Below are 11,990 nucleotides of genomic sequence, written 5' to 3'. Positions count from 1 at the left end.
GCCGGGTGTCCTGGGCCGGCCGGGCGGGCAGGGCCGCGCGGGGGTGGCAGCCGGGCCGGACCGTGCCGGGGTGGCAGCCGGGCCGGAAAGTGTGGTGGGTGCGGGCGCGAGTGTGGCACCCGGCCCGGGCGCTTCGGCAGGTGTGGGCATGGGATCCACCTTCCGGCGCGACGACGCCCGCGGTCCAACACCTGTTCGGGGGGCATTCACCGCTCTGCGTTGTTAGTCTCCGCGAGTGATGCCCCGAGACGTGGAACCCCGACTGCTGCGCGCCTTCCTCGCCGTCGCCGAGGAGCTGCACTTCACCCGGGCCGCCGCCCGGCTCTACGTGGCGCAGCAGGCCCTCAGCCGGGACGTGCGGCGGCTCGAACAGGCCCTGGGCGCGCCCCTGTTCGTCCGCACCACCCGCGCCGTGGAGCTGACCCCGGACGGGGAGCGGCTGCTGCCCCTGGCCCGGGGCGTGCTGCGGGCGCACGAGGAGCTGGCGGCAGCCTTCGCCGCCGGCGCGCCCCGGCCGCTGCTCGTGGACCTCAACACCGACGGCCCCGGCACCGCCCGCAGCGTCCTGGACCGGGCCCGCGAACTCGCCCCCGACTGCGAGCTGATGGCCCGCTTCGAGTCCGGGCTCACCCACGCCGCCGCCGAGATCGCGGCGGGCCGCCTCGACGTCTCCTTCGGGTACGCCGACGGCCTCGCCCCGGCGCTGCGGGCCCGCCTCGCGCGGACGCCCGTACGGTACGAGCCGCTCGCGGTGCTGCTGCCCGAGGGGCACGCGCTGGCCGCGCTGGACTCCGTACCGCTGGAGGCGCTGCGCGGCGAGACGGTGTACACCGGGGCCGGGAATCCGCGGACCGTGGAGTGGACCGGGCTGGCGCGCGAGCTGTTCGCCGGCCGGGGCATCGCCTCCGCGCCGCCCGCGCCGGTGGCGGTGGGCAAGGAGGAGTTCCGCCGGGTCATGGCCAAGACGGGCTGTCCCGTCCTCGCGACGGTGGGCTTCGTCGACATGCCCGGCTGCGTCAAGCGCCCGCTGACCGCCCCGGTGCCGCTGTCGCCGCTCTCCATGGTCTGGCGGAAGGGATCGAGCCATCCCGGGATCGACGCGCTGCGCCGCGCCGCCGCGGAGCTCGGGGCCGGGCAGGGCTGGCTGGAGGTGCCCCCGGACAGCTGGCTGCCCGCGCTCACACCGGGACCGGACGGCGGGTGAGTGCAAGGTTTCCCGCCGGTCATCCGGCGGGGACCGGGGCTGAAACGAGCCCTTCCTACGGTCGTCACCACGGACGGGACGCGACGAGCGCGACGTGATCGCAGCAGCTGTGGAGGCGTGTGATGACCAGTACGACCGCACCGCGCAAGGGTGGCCGCTGGATCGAGCGGTGGGATCCCGAGGACGAGACCTTCTGGCGGGAGACGGGCGAGAAGACCGCCCGCCGCAACCTGATCTACTCCGTGCTCTCCGAGCACATCGGGTTCTCGATCTGGTCCCTGTGGTCCGTGATGGTGCTCTTCATGGGCCCGCAGTACGGGATCGACCCCGCCGGGAAGTTCGCCCTCATCGCCACCGCCACCTGCGTGGGCGCCGTGGTCCGCGTGCCCTACACCTTCGCCGTGGCCCGCTTCGGCGGCCGCAACTGGACGGTCTTCAGCGCCCTGCTGCTGCTCGCGCCGACGGTCGCCGCCTGGCTGGTGATGGAGCCCGGGACCTCGTACACCACCTTCCTGCTGGTGGCCGCGCTGACCGGGGTCGGCGGCGGGAACTTCGCCTCGTCGATGACGAACATCAACGCCTTCTTCCCGCTGCGCAAGAAGGGCTGGGCGCTGGGCCTCAACGCGGGCGGCGGCAACATCGGCGTCCCCGTCGTCCAGCTCGCCGCCCTGCTGGTCATCGGTACGGCCGGAGCCGGCCACCCGCGGCTGCTGCTCGGCGCCTACATCCCTCTCATCGTGATCGCGGCGGTGCTCGCCGCGGTGCGGATGGACAACCTGGCGCCCGTGCGCAACGACACCGGGGCCGTACGGGAGGCGGTCCGCGACGGCCACACCTGGATCATGGCCTTCCTGTACATCGGCACCTTCGGCTCCTTCATCGGCTACAGCTTCGCCTTCGGCCTGGTGCTCCAGACGCAGTTCGGCCGCACCCCGCTCCAGGCGGCCTCGCTCACCTTCATCGGACCGCTGCTCGGCTCGCTGATCCGGCCGGTCGGCGGTGCCCTCGCGGACCGCTTCGGCGGCGCGCGGATCACCCTCGGCACCTTCGTGGTGATGGCGGCGGCGACCGGAGTGGTGATCCTGGCCTCGGTACGGGAATCCCTGCCGGTGTTCCTGGTCGGCTTCGTGGGGCTGTTCGTCCTCAGCGGGCTCGGCAACGGCTCCACCTACAAGATGATCCCCGGCATCTTCCAGGCGAAGGCGCTGGCCCGCGGGATGAGCGGCGAGGAGGCGGCCGCGTACGGGCGGCGGCTGTCCGGCGCCTCCATGGGAATCATCGGCGCGGTCGGCGCGCTCGGCGGGCTCGCCATCAACCTGGTCTTCCGGGAGGCCTTCCTGAGCTCCGGCTCGGGCACGGCGGCCTTCGTGACCTTCCTCGGCTTCTACGCGGTGTGCTGCGCCGTCACCTGGGCGGTATACCTTCGCCGGCCCGCCCAGGTGATGATCCCCACGGCCGGGGCGGAGACGAAGCCGCAGCTCACCTCGGTGTAACGGCGGTCACCCCGCCGGTTAACGGCCCCGAAATACGCGTGAACCGAGCCTGATACGCCCCCAGGGCAGGCTCGGTCCACGCGAACCTCACGAGTGCGTGTGAACGCGACGCCGGACCCGACACCGGACCCGACCACTGCGCGAGGCAGGTCACCATGCACGACATCCACACCGGTCCGCCGCCGGCCGGCCCGCTCGCCGGATTCACCGTCGGGGTCACCGCCGCCCGGCGGGCCGACGAGCTCATCGCCCTGCTGCGCCGCCGCGGGGCCACCGTGCTGCACGCGCCCGCCCTGCGGATCGTGCCGCTCGCGGACGACGCCGAACTGCTCTCCGCGACCAAGGAGCTGATCGCCTCGGCCCCCGACGTGGTGGTGGCGACCACCGCCATCGGCTTCCGCGGCTGGATCGAGGCCGCCGACGGGTGGGGGCTCGGCGAGGAACTGCTCGGGCGGCTGCGGGAGACCGAACTGCTGGCGCGCGGACCGAAGGTGAAGGGTGCGATCCGGGCCGCCGGGCTCGTGGAGACCTGGTCCCCGCGCTCGGAATCGCTCGCCGAGGTACTGGACCGGCTGCTCGCGGCCGGGGTGGCCGGCCGGCGCATCGCCCTGCAGCTGCACGGGGAGCCGCTGCCCGGGTTCATCGAGGCCCTGCGGGCGGGCGGGGCCGAGGTGGTCGGCGTACCCGTCTACCGGTGGATGGCGCCCGAGGACCTCGGGCCGCTGGACCGGCTGATCGACGCGGTGGCCGTGGGCGGGGTGGACGCGGTGAGCTTCACCTCCGCCCCGGCGGCGGCCTCGCTGCTCTCACGCGCCGCGGAGCGGGGCGTACGGGAACCCGTGCTGGAGGCCCTGACCGGCGGATCGGTGCTCTCCGCCTGCGTGGGACCGGTGACGGCCCTGCCGCTGCAGGCGGAGGGCGTGCCCACGGTGCAGCCCGAGCGGTTCCGGCTCGGACCCCTCGTCCAGCTCCTGTGCCAGGAGCTCCCGGGCCGGGCCCGCGTCCTGCCGGTGGCCGGCCACCGCCTGGAACTGCGCGGCCACGCGGTCCTCGTCGACGCCGAGCTGCGCCCCGTACCGCCGGCCGGCATGGCCCTGCTCAGGGCCCTGTCCCGGCGCCCGGGCTGGGTCGTGGCCCGCTCCGAACTCCTGCGCACCCTCCCGGGCGCGGGCCGCGACGAGCACGCGGTGGAAACGGCGATGGCCCGCCTGCGCGTGGCCCTGGGCGCGCCGAACCTCATCCAGACCGTCGTCAAGCGCGGCTACCGGCTGTCGCTGGACGCGGGGGAGTGCGCGGACTGAGGGGGCCGGGCCCGGGGCCGGGTCCGGGGGCTGGGCGGCCGGCCCGTGATCCGTTAGCGTGCACGGATGATCATTGACGGGGTGGAGATGAGGGGCCTGCGGCTGGAAGACGCCGCGGGCAGGGCCGAGACGCTGGTGCGCAACAGGGAGTACATGGCGCCCTACGAGCCCTGGCGGGACGAGGACTTCTACACCGAGGCCGGGCAGCGGGCCCGGATCGAAGGGCTCCTCGCGGAGCAGGAGGGCGGCCGGGCGCGGACCTTCGTGCTGGTGGCCGACGACGGCGTGCAGGTCGGCGTGATGAACCTCCAGAACATCGTGCGCGGGCCGATGCTCAGCGCCTCCGTCGGCTACTGGATCGACCAGGCCTGGACCGGCCGGGGCCTGGCCACCGCCGGGCTGCACGAGCTCTGCCGGATCGCCCGCGACGAGGAGCGGCTGCACCGGGTCGAGGCGGGTACCAGGGTGGACAACCTGCCCTCCCAGCGGGTGCTGGAGAAGGCGGGCTTCGAGCCGTACGGGCTCGCGCCCCGCTTCCTGCACGTCGGCGGCGACTGGCAGGACCACCGCCTCTTCCAGCTGCTGCTGAACGACGAGCCGCCCGCCCCCTAGCCTCCCGGACCGCAGGCGGGCACTCTGGGGGCACGCCCCGAGCGGGAGGCGGTGACGGGCATGTGGTTCGACTCCGGGCGGGTCTGCCTGGACCTGGTGGCGACTTCCGGTCCCCACGCGAGCACTGAGGGCATCCGGGACGGCGACGGGCTGCGGCTGTGGCTGACCGGAGCCGGGCTGGTGCCCGACCGGACCCCGCTCACCCGGGTCGGGGACGACTGGGTGGAAGCCTTCCGGGTGCTGCGCGCCGATGTCGGGAGCCTCGTACGGGCCGAGCTGGCCGGAGCCGCGCCGCCCGGGGACGCACTGGCCCGGGTCAACGCGGCGGCCGCCGGTCCACCCCCGGGACTGTGTGCAGTGCAGGACCAAGAAGGTCACCTCGTACGGGAGTTGTGCGGCGGCGTCGAATGCGCCGGGCTGCTCGCCGCCGTGGCCCGGGACGCCGTCGAACTGCTCACCGACCCGGGCGAGCGGGAACTGCTGCGGGCCTGCGCGGGCGACGGCTGCGCCCGGGTCTACCTCGACACCTCGCGCGGCCACCGCCGCCGCTGGTGCTCCAGCGAGCTCTGCGGAAACCGCGAGCGGGTGGCCCGGCACCGGCGGCGCGTCCTCGCATCCCGCCCGGGCTGACCCTGCCGGCGGGCGTCGCGGGGCGTGATCTTCGTCCTGATCCGCGAGCCGTCCCGGAAGGGGCGTGCGCGGGCGGGCCCCTTCGCGTACGGTTGACGGCTGCCCATGCACGTCAGAAAGGGGCCTTGGTGGCCGCGCAGAATGCCGCTGTCGACAGCACGGCGGATTCCGTCCGCGATCGGGAGATCGCGGTCGAGCAGACGCATCTCGATCACGTGTACCGACGCCTTGAGGAGAAGATCCACGAGGCGGAGTTCCTGATGAACGATGCCGCCAAGCGTGGCCAGGTCGGCACGCCGGGCGCCCTCGCGGAGCGGGACGCGCAGGTGTTCCGCGCCGGGATCCACCTCAACCGTCTCAACAACGAGTTCGAGGACTTCCTGTTCGGCCGCATCGACCTGGTCCTCGGCAAGGACGGGGAGCGGGGCCCGGACGGCGCCTTCACCTCCGTCGAGCCCGCCGACGACGCGATCCGCACCGACCTCACGGCCGACATCGCCGAGACGCTCCACATCGGCCGCATCGGGGTCCTCGACTCCGACTACGCGCCGCTCGTCATCGACTGGCGCGCCCCCGCGGCCGCGCCGTTCTACCGCTCCACCCCCAAGGAGCCCGGCCGCGTCGTGCGCCGCCGCGTCATCCGCTCCAAGGGCCGCAAGGTGCTCGGCGTCGAGGACGACCTGATGCGCCCCGAGGTGACCGCCTTCCTCGGCGGGAACGAGCTGCCCGTCATCGGCGACGGAGCCCTGATGGCCGCCCTCGGGCGGGCCCGCACCCACTCGATGCGCGACATCGTCTCCTCCATCCAGGCCGAGCAGGACCTCGTCATCCGGGCGCCCGCCGCCTCGGTCGCCGAGGTCGCGGGCGGCCCCGGCACCGGCAAGACCGCCGTCGCCCTGCACCGCGCCGCCTACCTGCTCTACCAGGACCGCCGGCGCTACTCCGGCGGCATCCTGATCGTCTCCCCGACCCCGCTGCTGGTCGCCTACACCGAGGGCGTCCTGCCCTCCCTCGGCGAGGAGGGCCAGGTCGCCATCCGGGCGCTCGGCTCGCTCGTCGACGGCGCCGAGGCCACCACGTACGACGACCCGGCCACCGCACGCATCAAGGGCTCGTCCCGGATGCTGAAGGTTATGCGCAAGGTCGTACGGGGAGCCCTGGAGCTCGGCGGTCCCGGCGGGGCGCCCGCCCCCGACCGGCTGCGCGTGGTGGCCTTCGGCCGCCGCCAGGAGCTGGAGGCCGGCGACCTCGACCGGATCCGGCAGAACGTCCTGTCCGGCACCGCCCCGGTCAACCTGCTGCGCCCGCGCGCCCGCAAGCTGCTGCTGGACGCGCTGTACTCGAAGTCCGGCGGGTCCGGCCGGCACAGCGACCCGGAGCTCGCGGCCGAGCTGCGCTCCGCCTTCGACGAGGACATCTCGACGGAGGACGCGTTCATCGACTTCCTGAACGCCTGGTGGCCCGAGCTGACCCCGCGCGGGGTGCTGGCCTCCATGGCGGACGAGCGGCGCCTGGCGCGCTGGTCGCGCCGGGACCTGAACCCGCGCGAGACCCGCCAGGTGGCGCGCTCCCTGCGCCGGGTCGGCCCGGACGGCAAGGGCGCCCTGTCGGTGCACGACGTGGCGCTGCTGGACGAGCTCCAGCAGCTGCTGGGCGCGCCCGCGCGGCCCAAGAAGAAGCGGCAGATGGACCCGCTGGACCAGCTGAGCGGTCTGGAGGAGCTGATGCCGGGCCGCGAGGAGACCCAGTGGGAGCGGGCCGAGCGGATCGCTGCGGAGCGCACCGAGTACGCGCACGTCATCGTCGACGAGGCGCAGGACCTGACGCCGATGCAGTGGCGGATGGTCGGCCGCCGCGGCCGGGGCGGCACGTGGACGGTGGTCGGCGACCCGGCGCAGTCCTCGTGGACCGATCCCGAGGAGGCGGCCGCCGCGCGCGACGAGGCGCTGGGCACGCGGCCGCGGCGCAAGTTCACCCTGACGGTGAACTACCGCAACCCGGCCGAGGTCGCCGAGGTCGCCTCGCGGGTGCTGAAGCTGGCGGCGCCGGGCACGGAGCCGCCGACGGCCGTGCGTTCCACGGGCCTGCGGCCGCGCTTCACGGCGGTGCCCGACGCAGGGGACCTGCGCTCCACCGTCGTGGAGGAGACCCGGCGGCTGCTGGAGCAGGTGGACGGCACGGTCGGCGTGGTCGTGGCCATGGACCGGCGCGCGGAGGCCGCGGGCTGGCTCGTGGACCTGGGGGAGCGGGCGGTGGCCCTGGGCAGCCTGGAGGCGAAGGGCCTGGAGTACGACGCCACCGTGGTGGTCTCCCCGGCGGAGATCGCGGACGAGTCCCCGGCGGGCCTGCGGGTGCTCTACGTGGCCCTGACCCGTGCCACGCAGCAGCTGACGGTCATCTCCACCGACCGGGACGCCCCGGACGCCGAGGGGGTCGCGGCGCTGCTGCAGCCGTAGGCGGGTGGCGGGACCGGCCGTAGGGCCGGTTGGTCGGCGGCCAAGGGCGTGGTCCAGCAACCGGTCGCCGGTGGGGGGATCACTTCCGGCGAACCTTTGTTAGCCTGGGTTACGGCACCGACTCGATCCAAGCCCCCGGGCCCAACCTTAGTCGCCTAGAGCGACCACTTGCCGCGAGGCGAGCATGGCGGGTCGGTGTCATAGACGTAGGAAGAACCAGGTCCGCGTCCTCCACTCAGTGGGGGGCGCGGACCTTTTTTGTATGGGCCACCCATTCCCCAGCCGTCTATTATCTCGTATGGTGGAAGAGTTCTTCCGAAATTTGTAGCTGGTTACCTTGTACCGGCTGGTAGGTGGGACGATCGGACAACAGGTCCTGCCGCACCTGCCATGTTTCGGCCGGAGCAGTGCTGGGCCCTGTGTACAGAAGAACCAGGGACAGAAGAGGAACTCGGCCATGGCAACGGCGCCCAGCGTCTCGTACTCGATGACGGTCCGCCTGGAAGTGCCCGCGAGCGGAACCGCGGTCTCCCAGCTCACCACCGCCGTGGAGTCCTCCGGTGGCTCGGTCACCGGCCTCGACGTGACCGCATCCGGCCACGAAAAGCTCCGCATCGACGTCACCATCGCCGCGACCTCCACGGCGCACGCCGACGAGATCGTCGAGAAGCTGCGGGGGATCGAGGGCGTCAGCCTCGGCAAGGTCTCCGACCGCACCTTCCTGATGCACCTCGGCGGCAAGATCGAGATGTCGTCCAAGCACCCCATCCGCAACCGCGACGACCTCTCGATGATCTACACCCCGGGCGTGGCCCGCGTGTGCATGGCGATCGCCGAGAACCCCGAGGACGCGCGGCGCCTGACCATCAAGCGCAACACCGTCGCAGTCGTGACGGACGGCTCCGCCGTACTGGGCCTGGGCAACATCGGCCCGATGGCCGCCATGCCGGTCATGGAGGGCAAGGCGGCCCTCTTCAAGCGCTTCGCCGACATCGACGCCTGGCCGATCTGCCTGGACACCCAGGATTCCGACGAGATCGTGGCCGCCGTCAAGGCGATCGCCCCCGGCTTCGCGGGCATCAACCTGGAGGACATCTCCGCGCCGCGCTGCTTCGAGATCGAGGCCCGGCTGCGCGAGGCCCTCGACATCCCCGTCTTCCACGACGACCAGCACGGCACCGCCATCGTGGTCCTCGCCGCCCTCACCAACGCACTGCGCGTGGTGGGCAAGGCAGTTGGCGACGTCAAGGTGGTCATGTCGGGCGCCGGCGCGGCCGGTACCGCCATCCTCAAGCTGCTCCTCGCGGCCGGGGTCAAGAACGCCGTCAGCGCCGACATCCACGGTGTCGTCCACGCGGACCGCCCCGACCTCGTCGACGCGGCCGCGGACTCCCCGCTGCGCTGGATCGCCGACAACACCAACCCCGAGGGGTACACGGGCACCCTGAAGGAGGCCGTGGTCGGCGCCGACGTGTTCATCGGCGTCTCGGCCCCCAACGTCCTCTCCGGTGAAGACGTGGCCGCCATGGCGGAAGGTGCGATCGTGTTCGCGCTCGCGAACCCGGACCCGGAGGTGGACCCGGCGATCGCCCGCCAGACCGCCGCCGTCGTGGCCACCGGCCGTTCCGACTTCCCGAACCAGATCAACAACGTGCTGGTCTTCCCGGGCGTCTTCCGCGGCCTGCTGGACGCCCAGTCCCGCACCGTGAACACCGACATGATGCTGGCCGCCGCGAGCGCCCTGGCCGACGTGGTCGGCGAGGACGAGCTGAACGCGAACTACATCATCCCGTCGGTCTTCAACGACAAGGTCGCGGGCGCGGTCGCCGGGGCCGTCCGCAAGGCCGCCTCCACGGCTGTGACGGCGCCCACCTCCCCCTGATCCCCGGCGCGTCGCGGGATGCGGGCCCCCCGGGCCGCCCATAGGGTTGCGGGGATGCCCGCGTGGCCCGCGGTCCGCTTCCGAGGACGTCGTCCGGAGACCCTTCCGGTCGCCTTCCGACGCGGACGGAGCGTCACCGCGGCGTGACTGTGGCGCTTTTCGTGTGACCCCGGCGGGTGCCGGATTGGCTTTCCCGCCGGTGGTGGGGGCAGGATGCGTAACCGGGCGAGAGGGTCTGACGTCAGACCCGGGTCCGGGGACTGTCCTAGGGCCCTGGCAGCATCGGCTTCGATCTCACGCCTCTAAGGCACGTTGAACACGGGAGTACAACATGAACCGCAGTGAGCTGGTGGCCGCTCTGTCCGAGCGCGCCGAGGTGACCCGCAAGGACGCCGACGCCGTTCTGGCCGCGCTCGCCGAGACCGTCGGCGAGATTGTCGCCAAGGGCGACGAGAAGGTCACCATCCCCGGCTTCCTGACCTTCGAGCGCACCCACCGTGCCGCTCGCACCGCGCGCAACCCGCAGACCGGCGACCCCATCCAGATCCCGGCCGGCTTCAGCGTGAAGGTCTCCGCGGGCTCCAAGCTCAAGGAAGCCGCCAAGGGCAAGTAGTCCGCCCTTGTGCCGGGGGCCGTACAGGCCCCCGGGACGGCAGTAGTACGTAGTACGAGAGAGGCGGCCACCCGGCACCGGGTGGCCGCCTCTCTGCGCTCCCGGCGACCCGAGTGGCCCCCGGGAGCCGGAACGCCCCCACAGGCCCTGTACGGGGCCCGTGGGGGCGTTCTGGGAGGTTCTGGGCGGATCTACGCCCGGTCAGACGAGGTCGCCGCCCGGGAGCTCGACCTTGGCGCCCAGTTCCACGAGCTTCTCCATGAAGTTCTCGTAGCCCCGGTTGATCAGGTCGATGCCGTGCACCCGCGAGGTGCCCTCGGCGGCGAGCGCCGCGATCAGGTACGAGAACCCGCCGCGCAGGTCGGGGATGACCAGGTCGGCGCCCTGGAGCTTGGTGGGCCCCGAGACGACGGCCGAGTGCAGGAAGTTGCGCTGGCCGAAGCGGCAGGCGCTGCCGCCCAGGCACTCGCGGTAGAGCTGGATGTGCGCGCCCATCTGGTTGAGCGCGGAGGTGAAGCCCAGGCGGGACTCGTAGACCGTCTCGTGGACGATCGACAGGCCCGCGGCCTGGGTCAGCGCCACGACCAGCGGCTGCTGCCAGTCGGTCTGGAAGCCGGGGTGGACGTCCGTCTCCAGCGCGATGGCGTTGAGCGGGCCGCCCGGGTGCCAGAAGCGGATGCCGTCGTCGTCGATCTCGAACGCCCCGCCGACCCGGCGGAAGGTGTTCAGGAAGGTCATCATCGAACGCTGCTGCGCGCCGCGCACGTAGATGTTGCCGCCGGTCGCCAGCGCCGCGGACGCCCAGGAGGCGGCCTCCAGCCGGTCCGGGAGCGCCTTGTGGTTGTAGCCGCCGAGGCGGTCGACACCGGTGATCCGGATGGTCCGGTCGGTGTCCATGGAGATGATGGCGCCCATCTTCTGCAGTACGCAGATGAGGTCCTCGATCTCCGGCTCGACGGCGGCGTTGCTGAGCTCGGTGACGCCCTCGGCCAGGACGGCCGTCAGCAGCACCTGCTCGGTCGAGCCGACCGACGGGTAGGGCAGGCGGATCTTGCAGCCGCGCAGCCGCTGCGGGGCCTCCAGGTACTGGCCGCCCTCGCGCTTCTCGATGGTCGCGCCGAACTGGCGGAGCACCTCGAAGTGGAAGTCGATCGGCCGGCCGCCGATGTCGCAGCCGCCGAGGCCCGGGATGAAGGCGTGGCCGAGGCGGTGCAGCAGCGGACCGCAGAAGAGGATCGGGATGCGCGAGGAGCCCGCGTGCGCGTCGATGTCGGCGACGTTGGCGCTCTCGACGTGGGAGGGATCGAGCACCAGCTCGCCCGGCTCGTCGCCCGGGCGGACGGTCACCCCGTGCAGCTGGAGCAGCCCGCGCACGACCCGGACGTCCCGAATGTCGGGGACGTTGCGCAGCCGGCTGGGCTCACTGCCGAGCAGGGCCGCGACCATCGCCTTGGGTACGAGGTTCTTCGCGCCGCGGACACGGATCTCGCCCTCGAGCGGAGTTCCGCCGTGGACAAGCAGTACATCGTCACTGATGCCGGTCATGAATCTCGCGTTCCGGAGAGGGGTGGGCAGGGGGCCAGTGAAAAGGGTAAGGGGCATGACCCCCCTGTTCGTAAGGCTGACAGGGCCGTAGGACTGTCATGAATTCGGCACAACACCCTGGGTGCCCGCCAGGTGGCGGAGCGTCTCCTTCCGGTGAGGGGGCGGTGGGGGTTCGATGGGGGTCCGGTGGGGGGCCGGTGCGGTCCGGCCGGGGGTGGGCCGGGGTCCGGCCGGGAGCGGGCCACGGTCCTGGT

General features: G+C 72.7%; 9 protein-coding genes. 8 read left to right on the top strand and 1 reads right to left on the bottom strand.

The window, feature by feature from the left end; all coding sequences use genetic code 11:
• Positions 1-238 precede the first annotated feature (238 nt).
• The 8 genes from NLX94_RS15730 to NLX94_RS15695 all read left to right on the top strand — a co-directional run bounded on the left by NLX94_RS15730 (position 239) and on the right by NLX94_RS15695 (position 10,191).
• Positions 239-1,204 (top strand): LysR family transcriptional regulator, encoded by a 966-nt coding sequence (locus NLX94_RS15730; protein ID WP_254383326.1) that lies wholly within the window; start codon positions 239-241, stop codon positions 1,202-1,204.
• A 122-nt stretch (positions 1,205-1,326) separates the two neighbouring features.
• Positions 1,327-2,697: a NarK/NasA family nitrate transporter gene (locus NLX94_RS15725; RefSeq protein ID WP_254383325.1), complete on the top strand. Its 1,371-nt coding sequence runs from the start codon at positions 1,327-1,329 to the stop codon at positions 2,695-2,697.
• Between the two features lie 155 nt (positions 2,698-2,852).
• Entirely contained in the window at positions 2,853-3,998 is a 1,146-nt protein-coding gene (locus tag NLX94_RS15720; RefSeq protein WP_254383324.1) for a uroporphyrinogen-III synthase, read from the top strand.
• A 66-nt stretch (positions 3,999-4,064) separates the two neighbouring features.
• The gene (locus tag NLX94_RS15715; RefSeq protein WP_254383323.1) at positions 4,065-4,610 is read left to right on the top strand and encodes a GNAT family N-acetyltransferase; all 546 of its coding nucleotides are present in this window, start codon (positions 4,065-4,067) and stop codon (positions 4,608-4,610) included.
• A gap of 60 nt (positions 4,611-4,670) precedes the next feature.
• Positions 4,671-5,240 (top strand): ABATE domain-containing protein, encoded by a 570-nt coding sequence (locus NLX94_RS15710; RefSeq protein ID WP_254383322.1) that lies wholly within the window; start codon positions 4,671-4,673, stop codon positions 5,238-5,240.
• A 128-nt stretch (positions 5,241-5,368) separates the two neighbouring features.
• Positions 5,369-7,696 (top strand): UvrD-helicase domain-containing protein, encoded by a 2,328-nt coding sequence (locus NLX94_RS15705; RefSeq protein WP_254383321.1) that lies wholly within the window; start codon positions 5,369-5,371, stop codon positions 7,694-7,696.
• Positions 7,697-8,153: 457 nt separating this feature from the next.
• Positions 8,154-9,578 carry an NAD-dependent malic enzyme gene (locus NLX94_RS15700; protein ID WP_254383320.1) on the top strand — a complete coding sequence of 475 codons (1,425 nt, stop codon included), beginning with the start codon at positions 8,154-8,156 and terminating at the stop codon, positions 9,576-9,578.
• Between the two features lie 331 nt (positions 9,579-9,909).
• Positions 9,910-10,191: an HU family DNA-binding protein gene (locus NLX94_RS15695; protein WP_030161324.1), complete on the top strand. Its 282-nt coding sequence runs from the start codon at positions 9,910-9,912 to the stop codon at positions 10,189-10,191.
• A gap of 201 nt (positions 10,192-10,392) precedes the next feature.
• On the opposite strand, the gene murA is transcribed toward NLX94_RS15695, so the two are convergent.
• Positions 10,393-11,736 (bottom strand): UDP-N-acetylglucosamine 1-carboxyvinyltransferase, encoded by a 1,344-nt coding sequence (gene murA, locus NLX94_RS15690; RefSeq protein ID WP_254383319.1) that lies wholly within the window; start codon positions 11,734-11,736, stop codon positions 10,393-10,395.
• Positions 11,737-11,990: the final 254 nt, after the last annotated feature.

The sequence above is a fragment of the Streptomyces sp. TBY4 genome (genome assembly GCF_024213195.1).
Lineage (GTDB): Bacteria > Actinomycetota > Actinomycetes > Streptomycetales > Streptomycetaceae > Streptomyces.
The sequence above is the reverse complement of the archived record's forward strand: the minus strand, read 5'-3'. Positions and strand labels throughout refer to the sequence as shown.